Raw genomic sequence first — 26,682 nt, forward strand, 5'->3', positions numbered from 1 at the left:
GTGTTCATGGCGCGGTGGAACCACACTGACCCATCCCGAACTCAGAGGTGAAACGCTGTAGCGGCGACGATACTTTGGGGGCAGCCCCACGGGACAATAGCTCGATGCCAGGGTAATATTTATAAAAAGGCTCCTTTGATTAAGTACAAAGGGGCCTTTTTGTTTTGGTTTTTAGGCTCAATTGGTGGTGTCTAGGGTTTTGACTGTTAGAACTTGGGGTGGAGTAGAGTCAGGAGGATAAAGAAAATCAACCTGAACGAGGCGACGCTGGTTGCTAGGAATGTTTAAGGTGACGAGTGGTTCACCTTCTTGGCCCCGTCGTTGTACTAAATGGATATATTGAGTGAGCGGTCGATCGCCCTCATCGTTATAACGGACCCGAACGCTACCCCGAAAGAAGACTTGACGAGCGGGTGGTTCTAGGAAGCGTAGGCCCTGCTTGCTGAGCGTATCTTCTTTGAGGGGTGTCTCTAGTGAAACGGTAACTCTCTGTGATTGGCTAGTGGGATTGTGGAGCAGCAGAGTCAAGTTGTACTGAACTGCGTAGTTGCCGTGGGCTTGGTATGCTGTATCCGAATAACGAGCTTGTATCGGAGCGCTCTGGATTTGATTCGTCCCTAAAGTGCCAGCTAGTAATGTGCTGAGGCCATAGGAGAATGCTTGTCTTGCCGTTGGAATGGTTAGGAATTGGTTAGTGGGGCTATCGACAAGTTGAGACTGCCAGGTAGATCCTTGAGCGACTCCAGCGACTCGACTGTAAATTACTTGGCCTGTTTTGATATCTGGAGGTGTAGGAGTTCGATCGCGTGGTCCTGATAACTCACCATTGTTTAAGAGGTTTTCCCATTCCTCTAGTGTGGGAGGCCGTTCATTACCATCCGCATTGGTCCGCGCAAACATCCCTAAAGTAGCCAGATAGACTGGTCCGTTGCTCCTTAAGCGCATTAATGTAGAGCGACCATTGATAGGCGGATCGAGAGTTTTAACTGGAATTGGGAGATTGAGGAGCATGCGGCTCTCTCCTGGTGGGATTACCAGTTGTGCTGGAAAGTCAGCTTGCCTTCTGCCTCGCAAGATATCATTCATGGCGCGATCGCCTGGGCCTGCGTAGACGCTCCCAGTTGGGTTTTCAATGTAGGGAGGTAGCTCAATAAAGGGGGCATCTGGTTGGCTAAGGTAACTTGCGGCTTGCAGAATATCAACGGTGACTGCTTGGCTGCTGGAGTTGTGGAGAATTGCACCCAAATAGAGTGTCTTCAGATCTTCAGGGGTAGTCGCTTTAGCGATGTGATGTGCGAAGAGGTCGAAGCGGCCCTGAAGGGGGACATTAAGATGAGCCGCAGGAAAGCGTTTATTTGCAGAAGGAAAGGTCGAAAGTAGAATCCCTTCTTTCTGCACTACTTCCGGGCTATTGCTATTGAAGACTAGAACATCATCTAACTGACCAGGTAACGCCCTGACTTCTTGCGGACGCACAAATTCTTCCGAAGGCGGTGGGGAAGGCGTAGGAGTGGCTTGAGCCAGAGTGAAGAGGGGCAACAACGAGAACATGTGGCAGTTTGCTCGAAACGTATCAATAATAAGAAGTCTACGGGGTGCAGTAAGTTTTTATATTTGCCTTCGAGAAAATTGATTTGTCTGGAGTGAATCCGATCGGTTACAGGCTCAGCAAGCGCTGCATAATTGTTAAGAAATCGGGCACGACGAGTTCTAGGTTTTGTGGAGTCAAAACTGGTACGTGAACAAAGAGGCAATGATTCTGGAGTTGTTGCTCTCTGTGGTATTTCAAGAGAGAGTAATAAAGCCAATTACAAACAAATTGCCCGGCATCGTGACTGATGGCTGTTATGCGTAGGGCTGCAATTAAAGATTCTAAGTCTAGAGGTGTGGTGATAACCTCATCGCCATGCTTGCCATTGGACTCCACTGTGAGCAGACAGCGGCTTTCTGCCATACCACAAGAAAGGATGATGCTGGGTTGTAATTCATCTACTTTGGCTAGAAGCTGAGCTGGGGCGATATGAAAATCGACTGGAATTTGGCGGAGGAAATGCAGTTGTTGGGGGTAAGGATTTTGGTAGGAGACTATTTCCAGTAAATCATCAGAAGAGTTCGATTGTTGGTGGGGTTGCCAGGTGGCAAAAGAAGTGAGGAGGATGGTTTGTGGCATGAGAGGTAATCTACAACCAACTACAATGAAAGTACTTTGAATCAGCGCAGGGAAGTGGGTTAATGGCAGTCATTGCAGTGGTCGATTATGACATGGGCAACTTGCACTCGGTTTGCAAAGGCTTGGAGCGAGCAGGAGCCACACCTCAAATTACCGATCGCCCTGATGAGATCGCCCAAGCGGATGCAGTTGTCCTCCCTGGCGTGGGAGCCTTTGACCCAGCAATGCAACATCTGCGATCGCGCCATTTAGAAGCACCCATCAAACAGGCGATCGCCAGTGGTCAACCATTTCTAGGCATTTGCTTAGGCTTGCAAATTTTGTTTGACGGCAGTGAGGAAGGCCAAGAACCAGGCTTAGGGATTGTACCTGGAGTGGTACGGCATTTCGGTCGTGAACCTGAAATTACAATTCCCCACATGGGTTGGAATCAGCTCAACTTAACGCAACCCCAATTACCTATCTGGCAAAGCTTGCCTGCTCAGCCTTGGGTGTATTTTGTCCACTCTTACTATGTTGATCCTATTGATCCTCAAGTGCGGGCTGCCACAGTGACGCATGGTTCCCAAATCGTGACAGCGGCGATCGCCCGAGACAATTTGATGGCGGTACAGTTCCATCCTGAAAAGTCTTCTGATGCAGGCTTACAGATTTTAGCGAACTTTGTCAGTCAGGTTCGGACTGCCAGTTTAGTTGAATCACGATAATTTCAATTATATTTTTCCCTGCGAGATGACTATGGTAAGCGATCGCTGTATTGATTCATGAGTCTAAGGATTTATGGCAATCGCCAACTGAAAACTTTACCTGGACAGGCCACTCGCCCGACTTCAGCGCGGGTTCGCGAGGCTTTGTTTAACATGTGGCAGGGAAAGGTGGAAGGCTGCCGTTGGCTGGATTTGTGTACGGGTAGCGGCGCGATGGGAGCAGAGGCCCTCTGTCGGGGAGCTGCTTCAGTACTGGGAATTGAGCAATCGAGTCGAGCTTGTAGCTTGATTCGGCAAAATTGGCAGCAGGTAGCCAAACCAGAGCAGCAATTTCAGGTGTGGCGGGGAGATATCTTGCAGCGCTTGCCAGGAGCAGCAGGCCAGAAGTTTGACTGCATTTATTTTGATCCACCTTATGCCAGCGATTTGTATCAACCTGTTTTAGAGGCGATCGCTCATTATGAACTTCTAGCGCCAGGAGGCGAAGTAGCTGTGGAACATGACCCTCAAGGTTGGACAATCGGTCAAATACCCACGCTGGAAGTTTGCCGTGAGAAAAACTATAGCAACACTGCCTTAACGTTTTACTGTCAAGCTACGACTTGATTTGCAGCCTTAGAAACCGATTTGGGCAATCTAGTAAGCAAAGGCAGGTTAACCCTTGTGTTGGGCCATATCTCAGGGCAAAGGCAGCTTGGCGCGATCGCAGATCCTAGTCAAAAAAATTAGCCCTGACCTAGGAGGAAAACTCCGAAAAGGCCAGGGCTAGATTTTATGGATTTTACAGGCCGAGCTGGTTGCCGCGACGGTACTGTAGGTACGCTGCAACAAACAATCCAGCTAGGGTGATGGGAATCAAACCGAGAACAATCCCAGAAAGCAAAGGCTCTACCACGTCAAATCTCCTTATGACCGTTTGCAGTACGTTAACGTTTCTTGCCTGTTTCTCATACTACTAGTATTTCACCAAGTTGATTTTGTTGGTTGAGGTTATGTGAGGTCACGAGATTGTTGACTTTGGTTAGCCATCTGAGAAAACTCTCCCCGGTTGCCTGCACGCTTTGAAACTTTTAAGCTATGTTATTGAATGAAAAATTCTTTGTATATCTCCTTTACAGTTAGAAATCTTTTGGATAACCAGACGATTAAGCCCGAAATTTTAATTCAGAAGGTCAGCTTAATTGCGCTGTCAATTTTGCTGTCAATCTTGTTGGTGATTCTGGGTGTCCACCAATGGCAGGTTTCTGATCCTTACGTCAAGAGTGTGTTGTCTCTCAGAGGAGACCCAGTGTTGGGGCATGCCATCTTTCAAATGAATTGTGCTGGATGTCATGGGCTAGAAGCAGACGGTCGCGTGGGTCCAAGTTTGCGAAATATCTCTGGGCGAAAGTCAAAGTTAAAGCTGATCCATCAAGTAATTAGTGGCAGAACACCCCCAATGCCACAATTTCAACCTAGCCCGCAGGAAATGACAGATTTGCTGAGCTACCTGGAAACGCTGTAACTAGCCAATTTGAAATTGTTGGGCGTAGAAGCGGGCATAGCGATCGCCCTGCTCCAAAAGTTCAGCGTGAGTTCCGGACTCTACCACACGGCCTTTTTCTAGCACCAAAATGCGATCGGCGCGCCGGACAGTCGCAAGACGATGGGCAATGATGAACACAGTACGACCTTGCATCAGCCGCTCTAGTGCTTCTTGCACCAAGGCTTCAGATTCGGAGTCTAGAGCTGAAGTGGCTTCATCCAAGATGAGAATGCGGGGGTTTAGAAGTACTGCACGGGCGATCGCAATTCGTTGGCGCTGACCTCCCGATAAATTAACCCCACGTTCTCCCACCCAAGTTTGATAACCTTCTGGAAGCTGATTAATAAACTGATGGGCATTGGCAACTTTGGCAGCGGCTTCCACAGCATCCAGATCGAACTTAGCGCGACCAAAGGCAATGTTTTGGGCGATCGTCCCGGAAAACAAAATCGTTTCTTGGGGGACAATGCCAATCTGCTGCCGTAAGCTCCGTAAGGTGACATCACGGATATCTACACCATCAATCAGCACTTGGCCTGCTTGAGGGTCATAGAAACGCGGCAGGAGATTCACCAAGGTAGTTTTTCCCGCTCCAGAAGCACCAACTAGGGCGATCGCTTCTCCAGGCAAAGCGAGGAGGCTGAGGTTTTCCAGCACAGGCTGATCGGGTTGGTAGCTAAAACCAATGTCGCGGCACTCTACTTTGCCAGTCACCGCAGGCATGGGTTGAGCATTCGATTTCTCCGTGACCACAGGTTGAATGGCAAACAATTCATAGATCCGATCAACCGAGGCTTCACCTTGTTTGAATTCGTTGTAGTTATCGGGGATGTGGGCGATCGGATCAATTAAAAAGCCCACAGCCGCTGCATAACTGCCAAATTCAGTGCCAGTTAGATTGCCTTGGGAGATCTGCCAACCACTCAGCAGCAGCAAAAACAGCACGCTCAGTGCATAGAGAAACCCTACGACCGGAAACTGCACCGCCCTTAACCAAGCTGCTAAATACTTAGCCTGACGATTGCGCTCGGCTTCGCGGCTGAAGCGCTCGATTTCGTAGTCCTCGGCAGCAAAAGCTCGCACTAAACGAATGCCACTAAATACTTCGGTGAGCAGTGAGGACAAGTTAGAGACTCGATTTTGACTGCTGCGAGAGAAAAGCAGCATTTTTTGACCAAACCAGCTAATCAAAACTCCCATCAGGGGAGCAACGAGAAAAGTGGCGAGGGTCAGTTGCCAGTTAAGATAGATCATGTAGCCCAACACGACCACGAGTTGCAACACGCAAGGAATGAAGTCATGAAAGATCTTATTCACGACTTCCCCTATGCGATCGATATCTTCGGTCAGGCGGTAGGTTAAGTCTCCGGTTTGAGCGGTTTCAAAATAGCTGAGGTTGAGGGTTTGCAGATGACTATAGACTCGTCGCCGCAGGTCATAGGCGATCGCCAAAGCAGCCTTAGCCATGAGCGAATCTTGCCCATACTGAGCCGTTTTCTGCACCAGAAACCCGACAGCAACCACCCCGGCTACTTGAGCCAGCTCCCTGATGTCTCCTTTAGCGGTGAGACTCAGCAGCTTCCCTGCTAGCGAGGCCAAGACGGGCCAAAAAGCAGTAAATACCAGGGTGCAAGCAAAAGCTAAAGCGATTGTACGCCAATGAGGTTTGAGATAAGGCAGTAACTGCCAATAGTGCGATCGTGTCTTCAAGGGATAGCGTCCAGCAAGTGTTCTCTCCTTTGTCTGACGCTACCAGCTTTTGGCAGTTTCTGAATAACTTAACTTCAGGGAACTTAGGCGCGTTTCCAGTTCTTTTTGACCACCCAAATAATGAAGGCTGCAATCAGAATGCAGAGGACTACTTTAGAGAGCGGACCAATGTATTTATCCACCACATGATAGTTTTGACCAAGGGCGTAGCCTGCATAAGTCAACAGACTCACCCATAAAGTGGTGCCTAGGGTGGAGTAGATCAGAAACGGTACCATCGGCATGCCGCTAATGCCAGCAGGAAGAGAAATTAAGGTCCGAACACCGGGGACGAGACGGCAGAAAAAGACAGCCTTGGCATTGTAGCGATCGAACCAGTCATCGGCTCGGTCAATGTCCTTGCTAGAAATAGATAACCATTTGCCATAGCGATCGGCTAGAGCTTTTAACCGCTCCTCGCCCAGTAATTTGCCTGCATAGTACCAGGGCAAGGCTCCCAACACTGTGCCCAGCACCCCTGCTAAAACAGCGTAGAAAAACTGCATTTTGCCTTGATAAACTGTGAAGCCTGCCAGCGGCATGATCAGCTCGGATGGAATGGGTGGAAAGAGATTTTCCAAAAACATCAATAGACCAATACCCACGTAGCCTAGGGAGTTCATGGTGTTGGTAATCCACTCAGCCATCTGCTCAATTCCTCACTGGTGATTTAGAACATAAACAAATGGGGCGCTGAGAACGCCCCAATTTAGAGAATGCTAAAAACTTGGTTTAGGTTCCAGCAGTCCAAGAGTTAATGTACTCAATCTGCTCAGGGGTGAGCGTATCAATTTGCACACCCATTGCTTGCAATTTCAAACGCGCAATTTCGCGATCGACTTCAGTGGGGATGGAGTGAATTCCGGGAGCCAAGTTACCCTTGTTCTTCACCAAGTGTTCGCAAGCGAGGGCTTGGTTGGCAAAGCTCATGTCCATTACGGCGCTAGGATGGCCTTCTGCCGCAGCTAGGTTGACCAAGCGGCCTTCACCCAGAACTACAACCGATTTGCCGTTTTGCAAGCGATACTCCTGGGTAAAGTTACGAACATCCTTCACTTCGGTTGCTTTAGCACCCAAGGATTTGAGGTCAATTTCGATGTCGAAGTGACCAGAGTTACAAACGATCGCACCATCTTTCATAGCTGCAAAGTGCTCAGCCCGGATGACATGCTTGTTGCCTGTGACGGTAACAAAGATATCGCCGATCGCGGCAGCTTCAGACATGGGCATGACGCGGAAGCCATCCATGACTGCTTCGATCGCCTTGATGGGGTCGATTTCAGTCACGACAACGTTGGAGCCAAGGCCGCGAGCGCGCATAGCGGTGCCCTTACCACACCAACCATAACCAGCGACCACCAGCGTTTTACCAGCCAGCAGAATGTTGGTGGCGCGGATGATGCCGTCTAAGGTGGATTGGCCTGTACCGTAGCGGTTATCGAAAAAGTGCTTGGTGTCAGCGTCGTTGACGTTCATGGCGGGGAAGGTGAGCACGCCATCTCTCAGCATGGCTTGCAGGCGCACGATCCCGGTGGTGGTTTCTTCGGTGGTGCCAATCAGGTCAGCGATTTGGTGCTGGCGCTGTTGAATTAGAGTTGCAACCACATCGCTACCGTCGTCGATGATGATGTTGGGACGATGATCTAGCGCGATTTGGACGTGACGGTGGTAAGTGTCGTTGTCTTCGCCTTTTTGGGCATATACAGAGATGTCGTGATCGGCAACCAAGCTAGCAGCCACGTCATCTTGAGTAGAGAGGGGGTTGCTGGCGATCAAGATGGCGTCGGCTCCACCCGCTTTGAGCGCGATCGCCAAGTGCGCAGTTTCCGTGGTAACGTGGCAGCAAGCAACGAGACGCAGCCCTTCAAATGGCTTTTCTTGAGCAAAGCGATCGCGGATCTGACGTAGAACAGGCATTTCCCGCCCAGCCCATTCGATCCGCTGTCTGCCTTGGGGTGCAAGTGATAAATCTTTGACTTCGTGCTTCAGCCGGATGGGAGTCGCGGTCATGAAATTGCTTCCTTAGAATATTGAACTCACTGACTTAAACTAGACTAACCGCATTTGCTGATGATCTAACACCTGGGAGCAGGTCTGATTGGCGGCAAAGACTGCGGTAAAGACTACAGGGGTTTCTCTTCAACCTGAGTTAAGTTTTCTGCCAGCAGAGGAACGAGTTTGCTATTCAGGCGACCTGCTCGCACAAATTCTGCATAGGTGTCAGCTTCGATCGCTGTTAGTTCTTCCCATAAAAGCTCGTGGCTAAAATCGCGCAGATCCGGATACTCATTGTGGAGTTGGTCAATCTCACTTTGCAAATCGCTGAGCTGACCTTTGACCAATGCAGTTTGATAGCGGTAGAACTCTGGGTCAATTTCTGGGCGATCGCTTTGCGTCAGGTGTTTTTTGACTCGATTAATCGCCACCCAACGAGCGATCGTCTCTACATATTTTTGTTGGATGGGTTGATCGCTTAGGAGTCCTAGACGCTCTAGCAACGGTTTGACCGTAAGTCCTTGGACTAAGAGGGTGAATAGAACCGTGCCAAAGACAGTGGCAATGATTTCTTCTCGCTCTCCCAAAATCGTGGGCACACTCAGGGCCAGTGCAATGGAAACCGAACCCCGTAACCCGCCCCACCACAACACCGTCTGGTCTGGTAAGGAAATGCCAGATTTGGCTACCCCATTACTCAGGGCACCTAAAGCATAGATGGCGATCGCGCGGGAGAGCAGCATGGCTCCAATCGTGATGGCGATCGTGCCTAGGTTCGCACCGAGCACCGAAAAATGAATTTGATCACCAATCAGCAAGAACACGATTGAGTTGACGAAAAAAGTTAAGAAGTCCCAAAACTCAGTCACTACCAGCCGAGTTCGAGGACTCATGCCAATCCGAGAGCCGATGTTGCCCAAAATGATGCCAGTCGTGACGACGCCGATCACGCCAGAACCACCCAAGTCCTCGGTGATCAAGTAGGTACCGTAGGCTGAAACAAGGGTCAGAGATTGCTCCACCAAGGGTAAATCAAACCGCTGGGTCAGATAGGAAATGCCAAAGCCAATCAGACAGCCCACGCCAATCCCAATCCCAACCACCCCAATTAAACTGGCGAGCAGAGCTGAGATGTCCCAGTTGCTAGTGCCGAGGGGCAGGCCCACCAGAAACCCAAAGGCAACCACAGCCATGCCATCGTTAAATAGACTCTCGCCTTCCATCAAGGTGGTCAACCGTTTACCTGCGCCTAGCTCTCGAAATAAAGCAATTACAGACACCGGATCAGTGGCGGATAAGCTAGCTCCGACTAGCAGGGCTGTGGTCAAGGAGACACCTCCTAAGTAGATCAACCCCCAAGCGACTCCGGCGATCGAAATGACCACCCCTAGGACTGCAAATAAGCTAATCGGGATCAAGTCTTGCTTGAGGTTAGACCACCTGATATTCCAAGCTGCCTCAAATAACAGCGGTGGTAAAAAGATAGACAGAATTAGCTCTGGCGAAAGATTCACTAAGCGAATATCAATAAACGCCAGCCCTAGCCCCACAATCACCAACAGCAGCGTGTAGGGAATTTGGCGAAACCAACTAATGATCCGGGGTAGAGTGGCAACGCTTAAGGAGACAGAGAGCACCAAGAGAAATTGCTTGAGATTTTGCTCAATGGCTACTCCCTCTGTAACTGCTTCTATAGCCATAGTTGTTAAGAATGAACAACAAATCACAATCGTGACTTGCTGCCATAGTGACATACTCACCCCGGATGCTATCTAGAGGCTATTGGATTGAACCAAGACGCTGTTAGTACAGAAATACTATAATGGTATCGAAGGCTAGCTGCTCAGTTTTGGTCGCAAAAATGGTCGATTTTTCAGCGCTTCCAGGGTGGTTATCACCCTAAAATAAGACGTCTACATAGGCTCTATATGTAGTGCTTATAAACTACAATAGATCTAGTGAGATTCAAGTTCTAAATATGCAGATCGGTCGCTTTTTTTCGTTACAGCAAGGTCGCGTCGGTCAATACCTGTCACCCCGAGTTTTGGTCGTACGCAGCCCCTTTCAGAAGTTGCCTAAATCGGGTGGACCTGCCGCAGCTTGCTACTTCGGTTTCGACAAGTTGAGCAAGGCTCAAGCTTTCGCTAAGTACTTATCTGGTCTGGGTTATACCTATCAGCTCCGGCGTGGAAAGATGCTGTCTCAGTACACCTATGAGATCGCTTTGCGGGAGCATACTGACCTCGCAAAGGTCTTAGCCTATTGGGATCGGATGGACGTAAAACGGCCCAATTTGAGCACTAGCCAAGCCAATATTCACGATCGCGCCTTACAGGTTGCACCTCCAGTTTTGGCTGCTTAAGCAGTGTACAACGGGCCTGTTTTTCCTTGAAAATGTGGTGGTAATACACTACAATAAATACAGTGATTCAAGTTCTTGCGCCATGACTAAGCACTACATTCTCAGCGTGGACCCAACCGCCAAATATGACTGGGACCGTTGCACTCTCCGCGACCCCATCACCGCCAATCGCCCTGACCTGGCTGAGCTAATTGCCGAGGCAGTCGGGGAAGCAGCTGGCTCTTATTTGGTATCGGTCAATATTGAAGTTCAGGTATTGGAGCAGACCGCACCCAATGCTCAAGCGAAGCGTCTGCTTCCCAGCGATCTGGATGCGGCAGTGCGATCGCAGCGAGTGCAGTTAGAGGAACTAGCTGCGTAATTTAGGCTGATGCCTATTGCTCTCCAGGCTGGGTTGCTGTTCTACTCAGCCTCCTATTGATTCCTGACCCTTACATTCAAGTTCTTAGTTTGCTTAGGGAAGATATTTATGAAATTCAGCATCAGCCAGTATCCTGCCGCGATCGCTCAAGCTGCTCAAGCAGTGAATGAGCTAGAGCACCAAATTGGGGAAGCCCGCCAGCATATTGCTCGCTTAGAAGGCAATGCTGATATGGTCGTGGCGTTTGAAACCAACCTAAAGAATGACAATCAGCGTAAGGCTCGCCGTTTTGAAGTGCTGCAAGTAAATCCTGAGTATCAGCATGCGATGGATGCCCTGCTGCGCCTGAGCACCGAGAAATCTAATGCCTTGGCTCATCTAGAGCATTTGCGGAACGAGTTTAGCGTTGCCAAGCTGGAAACTCGTCTCGCGATCGCTCAGCAGCTCACTGGCTTAGAAACTCGCGAGTTCGTTGGGCTTTAGTCACTTAACCGTTCAGCTTCTCTGCTCTCAAATCTGTTTTTGAGAGCAATGTAGTGGCAGTAGGACCCTTGTCCTGCTGCTTTTTTCTTGAAAATCAAGCGGTATTTCTACACTTAATTACTTATAGAAATAAATAGAAATAAAAAAGTGGCCCCCGCCGCGAGGTGAAGGTCACTTAGTGATTCAAGTTCTTAATTTAAGCCTAGTAGATGAAGGAGGTTTATGCAAGAAAATGTGGTGGAATTAATTCGAGAGCTGATGAAAACTCAGCAGATGAGCATTCGCAAAATTTCCGCGCGAATTGCTAAAGAGCATGGAGGCAGTGCTTTAGGCTATACTCAGCAAATTAATCGAATTCTGAATGATTCGGACTACGATCCTAATTTTTCTACCGTTCAAAAAGTGCTTTCTGCCCTCAATTGTTCCTTCTGGCAATTGACGACTTCTCAGACAAATTTCGACTTTAAAGCGATAGAAGGGCGTTTAGATCACTTAGATACAGAGCTTGCAGATTTAAAGCTGACGGTGGACCAACTCCGGGGATCTGTTGAAGGATTGGTGCAAGAATTACGCCTTAGCCAGCCTGAAGTAAAGCGGCCATCAGCTTCTATTCATTCGTCTAGTTAGTTTGATTATGGATACAATTCTTACGCCGACAGAAATTTCTGATTTTCGCGCTGAACTGAGCGATTATCCTCAAGCTTTGGTCGCTTTAGATGTGATTGAGGACTGTGAGGGGGATCTGGAGGATGCGGCGATCGCCCTAGCAATCCAGGTTGGGCAACAACCTACCACCTCTGAGGGTTGGATTACAAGTTTAGCGAAGCGCTGGCGGCCCAGGCTATGCCAGGCAGAATTACGAGCCGATTTGGTGGACAACCGCCTGGCAACTACCATCACACAGCTAGTCGAGACCAAAGCGTTACCTTGGGAACTGGCAACTCTCGTGAGTATCTATGCCGCTAAAGCTGGAATTGACGATTTTTGCAAGCCGCTGGAAGAAAAACTGTAGGCTTTTATGGTTTAGGCGGAAACTCCTGCGATCGCACCTCACTGGCAAAGCCCTGCACTGCTTGGGTAATACTCTCTCGTAAGTTGGCGTAGGTTTTGGCGAAAGGAGGCTGCCAACTGGAAAGCCCTAGCAAATCTGCTGTAACGAGCACCTGACCGTCGCAGTGCGGGCCAGCGCCAATGCCGATAGTAGGAATAGTGAGTTTCTGGGTGATTTGCTGAGCTAAATCAGCAGGGATATGTTCCAAGACGATCGCGAAGGCTCCCGCTTGTTCGAGGGCGATCGCTTCTGCCAAAATTCGTTCTTTGGCTTCTACGGATTTGCCTTGTTGACGGTAGCCAAGTTGATGGACTGACTGTGGGGTCAGACCGACGTGCCCCATGACTGGAATGCCAACCTGGACTAAATGAGTGACGGTATCCGCCATCGCTGGGTATCCGCCTTCTAGTTTCACGGCTTGAGCACCTGTTTCTTTGAGGACTCGCCCTGCTGACTGGATGGCTTGTTGCCAACTCTCCTGATAGCTCAAAAATGGTAGGTCAACGACAATTAGTGCTTGTTTGACTCCTCGGCGAACTGCTTTAGCATGGTGCAGCATTTCTTCGAGAGTAATAGGCAATGTGGTTTCGTAGCCTAGTGCCACCATTGCGAGGGAATCTCCAACGAGGAGAATATCGGCACCTGCTTGATCCAGAATTTGAGCGAATGCGTAGTCCCAAGCGGTAAGTACGACGATGGGACGACCTTGCTGTTTCCATTGGCTCAACTGCTGGATTTTGACTGTCATGTTTACTTTGCTGAACGAAGTTCTAGTCTCACTTGTTTATGTGTGCGATCGCAACTAGACGCTAAAACTAAGAAATTGGGGGCACCTGCCCCCAAACCCCCGCTGAAGGACGGCTGCGTCCTCCAGACCTCCTCCAGACGAATCTAGCTATAAGCGTTTCGATACTTTTGGTCTTCTGTTCTTGCTCCTCATTCCTCACCCCTTTCATCCTTTATCCCTCCTCTTCCATCCTTACTTCTCCTTGCTCCTCTGGGCGGTTCGCGTAACAATTAAGAAAAATCACAATTTCTCAGGCTGTTTTATTAAAGACGGTTAAGCATGGCTGGGTTTGACTATGATTTGGCGATCGCGGGTGGCGGGATTGTCGGGACGCTGCTAGCTTGTGCGTTGCGGGATTCGGGGTTGCGGGTGGCGCTAATTGAGGCGCGACCTCGGACGGCGGGGTTGAGCAGACGGCAGGCTTACGCGGTGACGTTGCTATCGGGCAAGATTTTTCAGGGGTTGGGGTTGTGGCAAGAGATTCTGCCGAAGATTACGACGTTTTGCCAAATTCGTCTTTCGGATGCAGACTACCCTCACACGGTGCGGTTTTTGCCGGAGGATTTGGGTACGGAGGCGCTGGGCTATGTGGCAGAACACAACGTCATCATGCAGGCGTTGTATGAGTGCTTAGACAACAGCCCGAACATTACGGAATTGTGTCCGGCGGAGGTTGTGCAGGCGCACTATCAACCGGATGGGGTGGAGTTGCAAGTTAAGGTTGAGGGAGAAACTCGGCTCATTCGCACCCGTTTGCTGGTAGCGGCGGATGGGTCGCGATCGCCCATTCGTCAAGAGGCTGGAATTCGCACTCGTGGCTGGAAATATTGGCAGTCCTGCATTACTTGTGTGGTTCAGCCGGAAAAGGAGCACGGCAGTGTTGCCTATGAGCGGTTCTGGCCAAGTGGCCCGTTTGCAATTTTGCCCCTGCCTGGAAATCGTTGCCAGATTGTCTGGACAGCTCCCCACGCAGAAGCGAAGGCAATGGCTGATTTAGACGATGGAGCTTTCCTTACAGAACTCTCTCGGCGCTATGGCGACCAAATGGGCGAGTTATCTCTGGTTAGCGATCGCTATGTGTTTCAGGTGCAGTTGATGCAGAGTGATCGCTATACGTTATCGCGTTTGGCATTGGTGGGAGATGCGGCCCACTGTTGTCATCCGGTAGGTGGTCAAGGCTTAAACATGGGAATTCGAGATGCGGCAGCATTGGCCCAGGTGTTGTTGCAGGCGCACCAAAAAGGAGAAGACATTGGTGACTTGAAAGTGCTGCGACGCTACGAACGCTGGCGCAAACTCGAAAACCTAACAATCCTAGGCTTTACCGATTTCCTCGATCGCTGTTTCTCAACTAATTGGTTGCCCTTGGTAATCATCCGCCGCTTAGGTCTCTGGCTGATGCGAACCCTCCGCCCCCTTAAGTACTTCGCTTTGCGATTGATGACAGGTCAAACGGGGCGATCGCCACAACTAGCTAGACATTAGCATTGATAGTATGTATGAAATGGTTAGCTAAGGTAAGCCATACTCATTGCTGTTTAGTGAATAACTGGTGGATATTTCTTGAACGTATATGTCTTCTGAGCCGAACACTAAAGCGATAATCAAGATAGAAGAGTTCAAAGCAAGAGCAGAAGAACTCAAGAAATTATCGCATCAACGATACGGCCCCTCTTGGAAGAAATGGCATAGAGATGTTCAAGTTTTTCTAGAGCATACTTTTGGTGTTGAGTCTCGTCATATAGCTGATTTCAGTAGTATCAGTTATTCGTTTAGCTTTAGCCCAGTTTCAGAACAGGACGTTCAAAAGAAATGGATTGATAGTTTATCTATTGCCCAGGCAACTTTTGAATCGTTTGTACACGAAATAAACGAGTATGGCTTGCCAAAGACCCATCAAGATATTTCCGTTTCCACATTCGAAATTATCGAACGTTTATTAAAAAGATTTCATTTAGTTGCAAGACAGCTAAAAGAGAGGCATGGTGAACGTTCTACTCTTCAAATAGAAGATGAATATGATGTACAAGATCTTTTGCACTCACTGCTTAAACTATATTTTGATGACATAAGGCCAGAAGAAGTATGTCCTAGCTGTGCAGGTAGTAGCTCAAGAGTAGATTTCCTGCTGAAACCACAACGTGTAATGCTAGAAGTTAAAAAAACACGTAAGTCATTAGAGGCTAAGGAAGTTGGAGAGCAATTAATTATTGATACCTCACGATACAGTGAGCATCCCGATGTTGATACACTGATCTGCTTCGTATATGATCCAGAACTTCGTATTGGTAACCCTAAAAGACTTGCGGCAGATTTGGAGAAAAGAAGCCCGGAAAATCTTAATATCAAAGTTTTGATTTTTCCAGAATAGCGGCTGGTTTAGCTATGAAATTAGTCAAAGAAGCTTTAAAGGAATTACTCTTGGCGATCGCTTTTTAAAAGCTTTGTTTGAGTAACGATCCCATAAAGCCAGAATAAATACCTTAACTTGGGTCGAGAATGAGGTGTTGATGGCATGAGGACGCTAGAAGAAATTAGACAGTGGTTGGTACAGCATAAGGCTGTATTACAAGAGCGATATAAAGTTAGCGAATTGGGAATTTTTGGCTCTTATGTGCGGCAAGAGCAAACAGAAACCAGTGATGTTGATCTATTAGTAGAATTTTCAGAAATTCCTAGTTTATTGAAGTTTGTTAACTTGGAGAATTATCTCAGCGATAATTTGGGAGTTAGAGTTGATCTGGTACACAAAGCTGGTCTCAAACCCCGAATCGGAGAGCGGATTTTGAGAGAAGTGGTTTATTTATGACCAGACGGCAACTTGAAGACTATTTACAGGATATTCTGGACGCGATTGTCGCTATTGAGCAATTTACAGCAAATATTGAGTTTGACGCATTCTCACAAAATCTAGAAAAAATTTTTGCGGTTTCAAGAGCAATTGAAATTATTGGTGAGGCTGTGAAGCGAATTCCCGAGCCTGTCAGAAGTCAATATCCTAATATTCCTTGGAGGGACATTGCAGGAATGCGGGATAAGCTGATTCATGACTACTTCAATACAGATGTAGAAATCATTTGGAGAGCGGTTCAGGAGGATATTCCAGAGCTACGAACTATGATTTCTTGCGTTCTAGAAGATTTAAGGAGATAATCTCCTGCTTGCAGACGAACTAATTCTCGCGATCGCCTCTTTCAGTGCTTGTCCTGTAAGCAAGACTACAATTTTCGGCTAGACTACGGAAATCATTCGGTAGTTTGCGATGAAAGACCAAGCCTGGGACGAGTTTTTGAGTGAACTGCCCCTGATATTAGCAGGGCCAATTCTGCAACATACAGACTCAGAATCAGTCACAGTTTGGTTAGCCCTGAGACAGCCGTGTCAAGTAGCACTCAAGATATACGAAACGACAGATCAAGGTGAAGTTTTAAGCGACTGCTTGTTAGAAGGAAGCCGCTCTACGGTAGCGCTGGGCAAGTTCCTGCATGTCCTGGCAGTGACAGCTCATGCTACTAAGCAGCAGCTCACGAGCGATCGCATCTATGCTTACGATCTCCAGTTTGAGACACTGGAGCCAACACCTATTTCCTATACGCTGCAACAAGCCTTATGTGCTGACAATTTTCCTGCGGTCAGCATCAGCTACTTTGCCCATGAGAAACCAACTTTTGCTTTGCCTCCAGCTCAACTGCAAGACCTGCGAATAGTACAAGGCTCCTGCCGCAAACCTCATGGCAATGGCTTCGATGCCCTACCGTTACTCGACTGTCTGATTGAGGAGACGGCAAACCAACCTCGGCATCGCCCCCATCAGTTGTTTTTGACTGGAGATCAAATTTATGGAGATGATGTGGCAGATCCCTTGTTGTGGGTAGCCAGTCATCTCGGCGATGCGCTTCTGGGGTGGGAAGAGAAGCTACCCATAGGACGGAGGGAACCGAATGACGTAGTTTATCGCACACCTAACGAACTACCCGTTGGACAACGCGCTGAGGTGGCGACTACCCAGGCGGGCTTTACAGCGGGGTTAAGAAATCAACGTGCTAAGACAACGAGCCATCTCCTGAGTTTGGGCGAGTACTACGCATCTTATATTCTCGCTTGGTCTCCGGTTTGTTGGCCAAATCCTATCCCTTTGGGCAAAGAGATGCCTTGCGATCGCAAGGCAATTCGAGCTTGGGACCGAGAAGCTAGGGATATGCGGCAGTTTATTCATACCCTCTGGAAAGTGCGGCGGGCTCTTGCCAATGTTCCGATGTACACCATCTTTGATGATCATGATGTTAGTGATGACTGGAACCTGAATCAAGCTTGGTGTTTGCGGGTGTTGGGCCGACCGTTAGGGCGACGAGCGGTGCAAAATTCTCTGTTGGGGTATGCTGTGTTCCAAGCTTGGGGCAACACACCAGAGCAGTTTGCCGCAGGAAGCTCAGGCGAAAAATTATTAGCTGCGGCTCAAGCTTGGTCTGCTTCGGAGGGAACGGACAAAACAGCCTATGAGGCGATCGCTCGTCATGTGGGAATGCCTAGTCGCGACTCCCTCACAGGCTTACCCACCTTCGTCTCCGATGGACCTGTGCTGGTGTTAGAACGGCATCCGGAAGCTATCACTTGGCACTATACGGTCCGGAGTGCTTGCCACGAAGTTTTGGTGTTGGATACGCGCACTTGGCGAGGTTATCCCGCCGATGAAAAAGCGATCGCCCCACCCATGTTGTTGTGTCCCCAAGCGTTCGAGCGGCAACTCACTCTACCCCTGCAAAACACAAACAAGCTCCAAGCTACCTTTATCATTGCCCCAACCAATGTGTTTGGGATGAAAGTGATTGACTGGATTCACCAGTGGCAGTTAAGTAAGAATAAAGTATTTGCTACAGATGTCGGCGATGCTTGGAACGTCAATACTGAAGCTTTAGCGCAACTCCTCACTACCTTATTTGAGCAGCGTCAACAAGTGATCGTGATGTCTGGGGATATCCATTACAGCTCAGTGGTGCGTCTATCTCATCAAAGCAATCCACCCTCTGCTGCTCCAGCCTCTGTCTTGGTGCAATTGACTTGTAGTGCGCTGAAGAATGAAGAAACCATAACTCGACTGATTCACACACGGTTAAAGGATTGGCTCCTACCAGAAAAGACACGTTACTGGATGGGGTGGAGCAACTCGCCCGATATGGTAGAGCTTTCAACCAAACAATTGCCCCGCCTCCGACGTGGAGCCTTTTCTCTAACTGAAAAACGTTCTAGCAAGGCGATCGCCTCTCTAAAAGAAGATAATCTTCCCTCTACCCAACCCGATTGGACCTGTGCTTTAGAATGGGTGCCACGAGATCAGACGCAAATTTCTCCCTTTGGCGTTGAGGTGCCGTGGTTGCTACCTCCTTGGAGACGAGCAAGGAACATTAGACACCACTGGCTACAACCTCTCCTGCTTTGGAGATATCGCTGGTTCCAGGATGGCCGAGAAGTCGTGGGATTGAATAACTTAGCAGTGATTCAGTTTGAGCCTACGGCTAGCAGTGGAGCTTATGCGATCGCTCAGTATCTCTACTGGTTCTCGCCTTGGCAGCCAACTCAAATTGTTTATAGCTCCTTTGTTAGCTCCGTTGCTCCGAATCAAACGTTGCTGGCAAAGATGCAGCCTCCACATCATCCTGTAAACAGTCTTGATTGAGTCTTTTCGCGGAGTAGATATGTTTGGGAGAAGTGGTGTATGTCAGCGTTGACCGAAGCTCTTAACCGGATTCTGCATTGGCTGCAACAGTATAGTCCTAATGCTATATCAGGTTTCGCACCAGGGTTGCCGCTGGTAGAGATTGAAACCAAGCTGAGCCAGTTACCTTTTCGGGTATCCCAGGAAGTCTATGAACTGTATCAATGGCGAAATGGCAACCCGTACGATGGAGTCTTCGTCTATCACCACTTACTCGGCTTAGACAGTGCCTTGGAGTGCGCAGCGGCAATTAATGAATCTTATTGGCGGGAAGTGCGAGAACAGGACGGAGCTCCGCAATATCTGTTTCCGGTGTTGGACTTTGATGGGGAGTACTTTGCGGTTCCTGGGGGAGATGCCTCAAGTCCTCATACGCCTGTGTTTCATATCGGTTGCGATGATGGCTCCCTTAGCTTTGCTTTCAGCAGTCTGACAAACATGATGTTGGCGATCGCGGAATGCTATGAAACAGGAATTTACACCCACATCAATGGAGAGTTAAAAGTTGCAGATGTGGTGCGATTTGGTGAAGTTCGCCGCAAATACAATCCAGATACTGTTGCCGCTCTCTATTCTGATGGTTGGTAGCTGGACTCTAACTCCAAGATGATTAAGCATGAGCATCTAACATTGCACAGTGCTTGAGTGTATAGGCAGATCTAAAACTGTAACAACCTTAGCTTGGGTCGTTGAAAGTGGCAGATTAGAACTAGATCAACCCTGCTTAAGTTGAGAACAATGGCACTCTTTCGACATCTAGAACCGATCATTTCGCCGATGCTGTTGGTTGGTTTACTCGTTGATGGCTCTACACCAGCACCTACCGCTGCATCTACACCAAAACCAACCCCTGCGGCGATCGCCCAATGCACCTTGGTTTACAGACCTAGTATTACCCTCAGCTATCGTCCAGAGCAGCAAGCTAAGCTGACGATTCGGCGCGATCGCAAGCCTGCTAAGGTAACACTCAATAATTTTGAGTTTCAAGCCCTCTATTATGACGAGCCAGATCGCGGACAGTCGGTGCAACTAATTGTCACCCCAATTGTGAAACCAGGGGTCAACAATTTACCGATCGCCAGTCAGGTCTACCAGCTTCAATCTGGACAGCTACCCCGCAATCAATTTGGGCGAGGTCAAGGTTTTACGGGATCAAATTCCGTCTTCAATCCCAAAGATTTTAGTGAATTGCAATATTCCTGTGTCAGTAGCTCCTAGAGTTCTACGAGTACAGCAGTGCGAATGAAACGGCGAACTTTTCTCACCTTGTTCAGCGGTAGCGTGCTAGCGCCAGCAGGCATCAACTACAGACAAAGCCAATCAGCCACAAAAATGGATGAACTTTGGTTGGATTTAGATCATTGGCTGAGCGAGCACCTCCCTGAAGTGCTGGCAGATCTCAATTCTGGTTGCTCTAGTGAACAACTCAGTGAGTTGGAGTATCGCTTAGATTGCAATCTCCCTGAAGACTTTAAAGCTTTTTATAGACATCACAATGGACAAAAGGGGAACACTACAGGACTATTTTTAGGACTGGAATTCTTGGATACGGACAACATCTATAGTGAGTGGCTCGCTTGGCGTGACCTGGCTTTAGAAGATGAGGAGCTTGCAACTGCGATTGAGAGTGAATCTTTCCCGCAGGATGCTATTAAAACTTTATACATCAACTTGAAATGGATTCCGATCGCCCGTGATTGGACAGGCAATCATCTAGGCATAGATCTAGACCCTGGTCCTGCAGGTACATTTGGGCAGGTGATCAACTTCGGAGCTGATGAAGATAGGAAGTTTGTGCTGGCTCCTTCGCTAACAGGCTTTATAGCTTGGATGCTCGATCAATATCAATCAGGCAATTATCAAGCCAACGAGCGATCGCTAGCGCTTCAAGACCCGCCAAATCAGCATTTCTTGGATGTCGTCCCTTTGCTGTTTGGCGGCAACTAAATTTTGCTCAATTGAGGTAGGTGCTTCGTCTACCTCAATTGATTTACAAGAACTCTAATATCCAGTGACGACACCCCACATGTAGTCTTCAAAAGGGCCTTCACCTAGATCAACCGAGTATTTGCGGCCCCAGCTATAGCAGTCGAAGCGAATATGGCCACTATCATGTTGATACCAAACCCCATCATCGATCTGCAAGTTGCCCAAATAGGACACCCAATGGTTGGGGTAGGCGATCGCAGGGGCAGAGCCTTGCAGCATGGAAGCGTCAATCAATAAGAAGGCAACACCACCTTGCTTTCGAGCCGCTTGAGCGCTGCGCATGGCATCGAACTCACCATAGATAAAGGTTGATTCAAAATTCACCTGGTCATAGCCCAGAATTTCGTAGATCCAGCCTTTCATCTCCCAAGGAGTGGTGATACCTGCAATATTATTCACCAGTCCGCTAGAGCTAGCATCAACGGGAAAGACCAGGTTCTCAGTGTCTCGCAGCGTGGCAATCAACATCCAATCGGCAACCGAAATACCGTCACGGACTTTGCTATTCCGTAATCCATCCGCAGGTCTAACCACTTTTGTGCGGCTCTGAAACTGCCCTGTTTCATACAAAGCCTGACAGATAGAAACATAGCGAGCAGGCTGCTTAGCCACTAATTCATATACGATCGCTGTAGGCCCACAAAAGGGTGTGTAGCTCTGGTTGACAGCGAAGGGATTGAGCACCGTAGCCCGAATATCGGCTAGGAGAGCGGCTTTTTCGATGTAGGGCCAAACACCAGGCTGAGGCGATCGCTCAAAGGCTGCGATCGCCGCTTGCACGGGGTCAACATCTGGTACTTCTACGACTTGATACCAGAGCTTGTAATTTGCGCCGTCTTGAGTAAAAGATACAGCGCTATCGGTTATCCCTGTTTCAATTCTGGCTGAGCCTAAAAAATCATCTCCGTCTGGAGAATCTTCGTCCCACAGCTTAATATCGATGTTGTTTCTAAAGTTGTAAGTTCGATTGAGGGTCCAAGCTTGGCCGTTATTCAGGCTGGTCTTTAAATAAGGCTGAAGTGCTCCATCGGCAAAGACTTCGAGGCGGCACTCGTCGGCACCCCAATCTTCTGATTCATAGCACTTCATTTGTTTGAGAATTAGCTGACGCATAAAAATCTCCTAGGCAGTGACAATTTTCAGGTTGATGATTCAAGCTTCATCGCCTGTCCCAGGAGTTTCTGAAACCATCCGCTAATTAATACCAAAAAAAGATCTGGCACACTCGCTGATCTGAAGTTCCCATAGAAGAGAAATAAGCGATGGAGGACCAGGAAAACTGGGAGACGTTGCGATCGCACTATCGCAATTACTGCTTGCTCACACACAGCCAATTATTTGACTGCCCACCCCTCTTACCCTGACGAGCGGTGCTATTTTTGGGCGATCGTTTTACACTGACCTTGGTTATTATCTAAATTTGCCTACCAACGGGGAGACGACAGCAACAACTAATAGCTGCTAAAACGTTACGAGTGTTGGCCCTTTAAGTCATGCCATCCCTCTGACTCTTCATTGTGTTTCTATCCGTGATAGCTACGTGAATCGGTATTTAGCAGCTTTCTCTCAGCTACTCAGGACGGCTGGAGTAGCGATCGCCTTAATCTGTTTATTGGTGCTGAGTCCGACTTTAGCTCAGGCGCAATCTACGGCAAAAGCACCTGTAGTTCTAGATGGCCGCACCGTGTTTCGCGTCAGTGCTTCAGGAGATTTTAGCGCTCAAGACCGAGCCGATTTAATCAACTTGCAACTGCGAGAAGTGGTTCAAACTTTAGAACCAGCAGTCGTTGAGGTGGAAGAGCGCAATCAGTTACCTACCATTGTCATCAACGATCGCTATCTGCTGACAGTGACGGAGCGAGATACGATTCTGGCTCGCACGCCGATGGACCAAGCATTGCTCTGGGCAGAACAAATTCAGGCCTTAGTCCACGAATCCCAGACTGAGCGTGGCGATGAGTTTGTTCGAAAGGCATTGTTAATTGCGGCTAGTGTTCTGCTAGTTGACTTGATCCTGCATTTGTTGCTAGGGCGTTTCTGGCACTACTCCCTGCGCCCTGGATTCCAGCGACTGTTTCCCAACTTGAATGCAGTACCTGAGGGACAACCTCGTTTGCTCGATCTGCTGCTTTATCTAAGCTTGGCGATCGCTCGCAGCATTCTCTGGCTAGGGTCAGTCTTCTATGTCATGAATCTGTTTCCGGTGTCCCGGCGATGGACCTACAGCGCTGTCAGTGCGTTGATGACGAGTTTTACCGCTCCCATCATTAGCTTGGGCAAGCAAGCCTATTCGATCATCGATTTGCTGATTCTGGTCGGTTTGCTGCTAGGTTTAGTCGGTTTAGCGGGAGCCGTTACCAATGTCCTGCGATCGCGAATTTTGAGTGTCTCTGGCATCAACCGCAGTGCTCAAGAAGCAGTTGCTATCATCACCAAGTACACGCTGATCTTCATTGGCTCCATTGTACTGTTGCAAATTTGGGGCTTGGACATCACCTCACTAGCGATCGTGGCTAGCGCCCTGGGCGTAGGGATTGGCTTTGGCTTTCAAGACATTGCCAAGAATTTTGGTAGTGGCGTAGTGCTGCTGTTTGAGCGACCCGTGCAGGTGGGTGACTTTGTTGAAGTCGGGGAATATCAGGGCACGATTGAGCGCATTGGAGCCCGCAGCACGATTATTCGTACCCTTGACCAAATCTCGATCATTGTGCCGAATTCGCGCTTGCTAGAAGGAGAGGTGAAAAACTGGACCTACCATAGCTCCATTGTTCGTTTGCACCTGCCTGTGCATGTGGCCTATCACTCAGAGCCTAATCTGGTGCGCCTCACGCTGCTAGAAGCGACCAAGGCTCATCGGGGAGTTCTAACTGTGCCGCCGCCCCAAGTCTGGTTTCAAGGATTTGGCGAACATGCACTCAACTTTGAATTGTTGGTGTGGACAGCGGAGCCGAGCAAACAGTTTTTCCTAAAGAGTGAGCTTTACTTCCGTATAGAAGCACTATTACGGCAACGCCAGATCGAGGTTCCCTTACCACAACGAGATCTGCATATCCGTTCTGGCTCGCTAGAACTTTCTCCTCAACTGCAAAAAGCAATTCTACAACTGTCAGCTAAGTTGCAGGTGGACGCTCTCGGTGAACCTGAGACTGCAAATAATGGCAACCATGATTAGAAAACAAGATCCTTAATGCTCAAGCTAAATCCGTAATCGAGCCTTGAATCATAGCAAGGAGATGCACGATCGCCCTTGTGGGTGAAGGGTAGTAAGGGCGATCGCTTAGAAAGAACTTTTCGACACTCAGTATTAGGTGAAAAGCTAATTTTTTCGGTAATACTGCCAGAATGATAGGTCTTTTTAGAGAGAGTCAATAGATTTTTGCTGACAATTTTAATTTTTATAACGCTTTGCGTTTTTAAGGTAATTCCTTTCGAAATTATGAGCTAAGCGCATAAAAAAATGAAGCCTAACCTATTGAGTGATCTGAAATAAGCCTAACTAAAACTCTGTAGGTTCAAATTTCAAAATACTTATTCAGTAACCCCGAAATGAACAGTTTAATCAATGCCCCTGAAAGAACTGATCGATCCATTCAAGGTTTAGACCGACGACTAACCTCAAGATTAAAACCTGCTCTGCTGCAAGAAGCCATTGAATGTTTTATGGATGGCATTTTGCTCTTAACACCCGCTGGTGACTGGGTGCATGGCAATTCTTACGCCCGCCAAGTTTGTGGTCAGCTAACTCAGAACTTAACCCAACCCCATCGTGCCCCTCAGCAAATTTGGCTGGTTTGTGAGGTTCTAGTGAAAAATCACCAACGAGGTAGCTCAGCCTTAGTTGTGGAGTCAGAAGTTACTACGCCTAATTTCAATACTATTCGGGTGCGGGCTAGTTGGCTGAAGCCTGAGAACAGCGAATCTCCATTTGTATTAGTCACCCTTGAAGATCGGTATCAAGCGATGCACAATAAAGCGATCGCGGAAGTTCAGCAATATCGTCTCACACCCCGAGAAGCAGAAGTTTGGTTACTGTATCAAGACAACTATTCCTATAAAGAAATTGCCACAAAGCTATACATCACAGTCAACACCGTAAAGCGGCATATGAAAAGTATTCATGCCAAAAGAAAAGGAGTTTTAGAAATAGAATCCTAGCAGGCGATCGCTCTAAAAAACTAGCCAGTACGGTTAAAGTTCTTCTAATCGCTTCGGTAGCTTTTGGAGATCAGGAAGTTCTAACAAATCTGGTTCAGGCGCTTGGGCAGGAAGGGCTAGAGGCTGGACCTCAGTTCGCTCTAGCTCGACCAGTTCTTTCTCTTCTTCCTTGACTGGAATTGAGAGCAGGATTGGTAAAGGATCAGGTTTTTGTTCGATCCAGCAAGCCGCCGTTGGCAGCGTTGCTTCCAAGTCGTCTAAGGGTCGGGGAATCACCATGACGGCGTGCAATTCTCCGATCCGCTCAGCTTCTTGCATCCCGATCTCAACCGCGATCGCCACATCTGCTACAGAGCCGCGAATAATTGCCGTACACAGGCCAGCCCCAGTTGTCTCGTAGGCAGCCAACTGCACATCCGCCGATTTGAGCATGGCATCTGCCGCACCAACCATCGCCGGAAAGCCCCTAGTTTCTAGCAGACCTACGGCTAAGTTACTTAAACGGCTTTGGGAATTTTCTAAAGCTAACTCGGCTAGGCGAGTACCAATAGGTAATACGGCTTCTAGGTTGGGTAGGGGTCGAGGAATGACTACGGCAGACACCAGTTCCCCAAACTTCTCAGCAGTTTCCGCCCCCATCTCCACCGCCAGGCGGACATCCGCAATTCTGCCCCGGACCACCGCAGTGCAAAAACCACTGCCTGTTTTTTCGTAGCCAATTAAGGTCACACCCGCCGACTTGAGCATCATATCGGCAGTGCCAATGATGGCAGGAAAACTCTGGGTACAGACGAGACCGAGAGCGCTTTCCTTGAGGCTTTGGATGCGACGGAGCCGTTCAGAGGCAGGAGGAATGTTCGGAGGTGTCATCATCTAAACCTTAATCAGAACCTATAGAAGCGGAGTATTCGGGTCATGATTCTTCCTTAAATTGTAGAAGTCGTTAGCCGAATTCTCCGCCCTCCTTAGGCATCATTCGCTAAATCATCATTAATTGGTTGATTGAGCGCTTGTCGATGGGGTAAAAGCGTTCCCAACAGCCGATTGATATAAGCCTGCCCATAAACTTGAGTCGGTGGCGGCTCCGGAGATTTTGTTGCTAGGGCGGATTGATCTGGGGTCGGCTTCGAGGCTGCCTCTGATGTTGCAGTGGTCTCGCTCGGTGCCGATGTCGTAGTTGCAGCAGTAACAGGCTCAGATTTGGCAGATGCAGGTTCAGGAGGTGTTTGAGCACTCGCTCCTGAACCATTCTCCACAGCTACTTGACGGCTGGAATCTCCATACAAAGAGCCAGAGGGTAACAACTGTCCTGCCTCAATTGCACAATTGAAGAGGGTAGCAGAGGAACCGATGCAGGCATTCGCGCCAATGGTCACTTCACCGATGACTAGAACACCTGCACCCAAGTTCACGCCTTCTTGCAGCTCCAAAGTTCCTTTGTAAGCATGCAGGACGCTGCCCATGCCGATACATACTCCCGCATTAATGATGATCCGGCTGTTAGATTCTGCTTGAATCAGCACTCCCGGTGCGATCGCAACGCTTGGATGAATTGTCACGTCACCCCGCACATAGATTTCAGGATTTGCAGGGGGGTGAAGTGGTGGCAAAGACATGAGCGTGGGCACCTCTAGG

The 26,682-nt window shown here is 48.7% G+C and carries 29 protein-coding genes and 1 rRNA gene; 19 read left to right on the forward strand and 11 right to left on the reverse strand.

Annotation, left to right across the window (positions count from 1 at the left end; all coding sequences use genetic code 11):
• Positions 1-113: ribosomal RNA gene (rrf, locus tag H6F90_RS05130) — 5S ribosomal RNA — on the forward strand; the annotation flags it as partial.
• 64 nt (positions 114-177) lie between these two features.
• Here rrf and H6F90_RS05135 read toward each other — a convergent pair.
• Together H6F90_RS05135 and H6F90_RS05140 are read right to left on the reverse strand one after the other, a co-directional pair.
• On the reverse strand, positions 178-1,551 hold the full coding sequence (locus tag H6F90_RS05135) for a DUF3370 domain-containing protein (RefSeq protein WP_190550817.1): 1,374 nt from the start codon (positions 1,549-1,551) through the stop codon (positions 178-180).
• A 106-nt stretch (positions 1,552-1,657) separates the two neighbouring features.
• Positions 1,658-2,170: a peptidase C15 gene (locus tag H6F90_RS05140; RefSeq protein ID WP_190550819.1), complete on the reverse strand. Its 513-nt coding sequence runs from the start codon at positions 2,168-2,170 to the stop codon at positions 1,658-1,660.
• Between the two features lie 62 nt (positions 2,171-2,232).
• Here H6F90_RS05140 and hisH point away from each other — a divergent pair, with 62 nt between their 5' ends.
• Both hisH and rsmD read left to right on the forward strand, forming a co-directional pair.
• A complete protein-coding gene (gene hisH / locus H6F90_RS05145) occupies positions 2,233-2,877 on the forward strand; it encodes an imidazole glycerol phosphate synthase subunit HisH (protein WP_190550821.1) in 645 nt (214 codons plus the stop codon).
• Positions 2,878-2,934: 57 nt separating this feature from the next.
• A complete protein-coding gene (rsmD, locus tag H6F90_RS05150; protein WP_190550823.1) occupies positions 2,935-3,483 on the forward strand; it encodes a 16S rRNA (guanine(966)-N(2))-methyltransferase RsmD in 549 nt (182 codons plus the stop codon).
• A gap of 175 nt (positions 3,484-3,658) precedes the next feature.
• Here rsmD and petG read toward each other — a convergent pair whose 3' ends face one another.
• Complete coding sequence (gene petG / locus H6F90_RS05155; RefSeq protein ID WP_190431032.1) at positions 3,659-3,772, reverse strand: cytochrome b6-f complex subunit V; 114 nt, start codon at positions 3,770-3,772, stop codon at positions 3,659-3,661.
• Between the two features lie 192 nt (positions 3,773-3,964).
• Here petG and H6F90_RS05160 point away from each other — a divergent pair, with 192 nt between their 5' ends.
• On the forward strand, positions 3,965-4,381 hold the full coding sequence (locus H6F90_RS05160; RefSeq protein WP_199295737.1) for a cytochrome c: 417 nt from the start codon (positions 3,965-3,967) through the stop codon (positions 4,379-4,381).
• On the opposite strand, the gene H6F90_RS05165 is transcribed toward H6F90_RS05160, so the two are convergent.
• The 4 genes from H6F90_RS05165 to H6F90_RS05180 all read right to left on the reverse strand — a co-directional run bounded on the left by H6F90_RS05165 (position 4,382) and on the right by H6F90_RS05180 (position 9,846).
• Positions 4,382-6,112, reverse strand: coding sequence for an ABC transporter ATP-binding protein (locus H6F90_RS05165; protein WP_190550825.1), 1,731 nt, complete (start codon positions 6,110-6,112; stop codon positions 4,382-4,384).
• 83 nt (positions 6,113-6,195) lie between these two features.
• The gene (locus tag H6F90_RS05170; protein WP_190550827.1) at positions 6,196-6,798 is read right to left on the reverse strand and encodes a DedA family protein; all 603 of its coding nucleotides are present in this window, start codon (positions 6,796-6,798) and stop codon (positions 6,196-6,198) included.
• Positions 6,799-6,883: 85 nt separating this feature from the next.
• A complete protein-coding gene (gene ahcY / locus H6F90_RS05175; RefSeq protein ID WP_190431036.1) occupies positions 6,884-8,161 on the reverse strand; it encodes an adenosylhomocysteinase in 1,278 nt (425 codons plus the stop codon).
• Between the two features lie 113 nt (positions 8,162-8,274).
• Complete coding sequence (locus tag H6F90_RS05180; RefSeq protein WP_190550829.1) at positions 8,275-9,846, reverse strand: sodium:proton antiporter; 1,572 nt, start codon at positions 9,844-9,846, stop codon at positions 8,275-8,277.
• Positions 9,847-10,124: 278 nt separating this feature from the next.
• Here H6F90_RS05180 and H6F90_RS05185 point away from each other — a divergent pair, with 278 nt between their 5' ends.
• The 5 genes from H6F90_RS05185 to H6F90_RS05205 all read left to right on the forward strand — a co-directional run bounded on the left by H6F90_RS05185 (position 10,125) and on the right by H6F90_RS05205 (position 12,364).
• Entirely contained in the window at positions 10,125-10,508 is a 384-nt protein-coding gene (locus H6F90_RS05185; RefSeq protein WP_190550831.1) for a hypothetical protein, read from the forward strand.
• 82 nt (positions 10,509-10,590) lie between these two features.
• A complete protein-coding gene (locus H6F90_RS05190) occupies positions 10,591-10,869 on the forward strand; it encodes a hypothetical protein (RefSeq protein WP_190550833.1) in 279 nt (92 codons plus the stop codon).
• A 108-nt stretch (positions 10,870-10,977) separates the two neighbouring features.
• Positions 10,978-11,352 carry a hypothetical protein gene (locus H6F90_RS05195; RefSeq protein WP_190550835.1) on the forward strand — a complete coding sequence of 125 codons (375 nt, stop codon included), beginning with the start codon at positions 10,978-10,980 and terminating at the stop codon, positions 11,350-11,352.
• 222 nt (positions 11,353-11,574) lie between these two features.
• The gene (locus H6F90_RS05200) at positions 11,575-11,979 is read left to right on the forward strand and encodes a helix-turn-helix transcriptional regulator (RefSeq protein WP_190431040.1); all 405 of its coding nucleotides are present in this window, start codon (positions 11,575-11,577) and stop codon (positions 11,977-11,979) included.
• A 7-nt stretch (positions 11,980-11,986) separates the two neighbouring features.
• Complete coding sequence (locus H6F90_RS05205) at positions 11,987-12,364, forward strand: hypothetical protein (protein WP_190550837.1); 378 nt, start codon at positions 11,987-11,989, stop codon at positions 12,362-12,364.
• A 4-nt stretch (positions 12,365-12,368) separates the two neighbouring features.
• On the opposite strand, the gene panB is transcribed toward H6F90_RS05205, so the two are convergent.
• Positions 12,369-13,151: a 3-methyl-2-oxobutanoate hydroxymethyltransferase gene (gene panB / locus H6F90_RS05210; RefSeq protein WP_190550838.1), complete on the reverse strand. Its 783-nt coding sequence runs from the start codon at positions 13,149-13,151 to the stop codon at positions 12,369-12,371.
• 318 nt (positions 13,152-13,469) lie between these two features.
• Between panB and H6F90_RS05215 the strand changes: the two genes are divergently transcribed.
• The 8 genes from H6F90_RS05215 (at position 13,470) to H6F90_RS05250 (ending at position 20,850) form a co-directional block, all read left to right on the forward strand.
• Positions 13,470-14,675, forward strand: coding sequence for an FAD-dependent hydroxylase (locus H6F90_RS05215; RefSeq protein WP_190550840.1), 1,206 nt, complete (start codon positions 13,470-13,472; stop codon positions 14,673-14,675).
• 88 nt (positions 14,676-14,763) lie between these two features.
• Complete coding sequence (locus H6F90_RS05220) at positions 14,764-15,561, forward strand: hypothetical protein (protein WP_190550842.1); 798 nt, start codon at positions 14,764-14,766, stop codon at positions 15,559-15,561.
• A 144-nt stretch (positions 15,562-15,705) separates the two neighbouring features.
• Complete coding sequence (locus tag H6F90_RS05225; RefSeq protein ID WP_190431045.1) at positions 15,706-15,999, forward strand: nucleotidyltransferase family protein; 294 nt, start codon at positions 15,706-15,708, stop codon at positions 15,997-15,999.
• Positions 15,996-16,343, forward strand: a complete 348-nt coding sequence (locus H6F90_RS05230; RefSeq protein ID WP_190431046.1) for a DUF86 domain-containing protein — start codon at positions 15,996-15,998, stop codon at positions 16,341-16,343. The genes H6F90_RS05225 and H6F90_RS05230 overlap by 4 nt, the downstream gene beginning before the upstream one ends.
• Positions 16,344-16,452: 109 nt before the next feature.
• Positions 16,453-18,864, forward strand: a complete 2,412-nt coding sequence (locus H6F90_RS05235) for a PhoD-like phosphatase (RefSeq protein ID WP_190550844.1) — start codon at positions 16,453-16,455, stop codon at positions 18,862-18,864.
• Positions 18,865-18,903: 39 nt separating this feature from the next.
• Entirely contained in the window at positions 18,904-19,491 is a 588-nt protein-coding gene (locus H6F90_RS05240; protein ID WP_190550846.1) for an SMI1/KNR4 family protein, read from the forward strand.
• Between the two features lie 150 nt (positions 19,492-19,641).
• Positions 19,642-20,121, forward strand: a complete 480-nt coding sequence (locus H6F90_RS05245; RefSeq protein ID WP_190550847.1) for a hypothetical protein — start codon at positions 19,642-19,644, stop codon at positions 20,119-20,121.
• Positions 20,122-20,145: 24 nt separating this feature from the next.
• Positions 20,146-20,850, forward strand: a complete 705-nt coding sequence (locus H6F90_RS05250) for an SMI1/KNR4 family protein (protein ID WP_190550848.1) — start codon at positions 20,146-20,148, stop codon at positions 20,848-20,850.
• A 54-nt stretch (positions 20,851-20,904) separates the two neighbouring features.
• On the opposite strand, the gene H6F90_RS05255 is transcribed toward H6F90_RS05250, so the two are convergent.
• Positions 20,905-22,005 carry a hypothetical protein gene (locus H6F90_RS05255; protein WP_190550849.1) on the reverse strand — a complete coding sequence of 367 codons (1,101 nt, stop codon included), beginning with the start codon at positions 22,003-22,005 and terminating at the stop codon, positions 20,905-20,907.
• Positions 22,006-22,432: 427 nt separating this feature from the next.
• On the opposite strand from H6F90_RS05255, the gene H6F90_RS31395 reads away from it, so the two are divergent.
• Positions 22,433-24,064, forward strand: coding sequence for a mechanosensitive ion channel domain-containing protein (locus H6F90_RS31395; RefSeq protein ID WP_190550850.1), 1,632 nt, complete (start codon positions 22,433-22,435; stop codon positions 24,062-24,064).
• A 374-nt stretch (positions 24,065-24,438) separates the two neighbouring features.
• The gene (locus H6F90_RS05265; protein WP_190550851.1) at positions 24,439-25,047 is read left to right on the forward strand and encodes a helix-turn-helix transcriptional regulator; all 609 of its coding nucleotides are present in this window, start codon (positions 24,439-24,441) and stop codon (positions 25,045-25,047) included.
• A gap of 33 nt (positions 25,048-25,080) precedes the next feature.
• On the opposite strand, the gene H6F90_RS05270 is transcribed toward H6F90_RS05265, so the two are convergent.
• Together H6F90_RS05270 and H6F90_RS05275 are read right to left on the reverse strand one after the other, a co-directional pair.
• On the reverse strand, positions 25,081-25,920 hold the full coding sequence (locus H6F90_RS05270; protein WP_199295738.1) for a BMC domain-containing protein: 840 nt from the start codon (positions 25,918-25,920) through the stop codon (positions 25,081-25,083).
• Positions 25,921-26,012: 92 nt separating this feature from the next.
• On the reverse strand, positions 26,013-26,663 hold the full coding sequence (locus tag H6F90_RS05275; RefSeq protein WP_190550852.1) for a transferase: 651 nt from the start codon (positions 26,661-26,663) through the stop codon (positions 26,013-26,015).
• Between the last annotated feature and the right edge of the window lie 19 nt (positions 26,664-26,682).

The sequence above is a fragment of the Trichocoleus sp. FACHB-591 genome (assembly GCF_014695845.1).
Lineage (GTDB): Bacteria > Cyanobacteriota > Cyanobacteriia > FACHB-46 > FACHB-46 > Trichocoleus.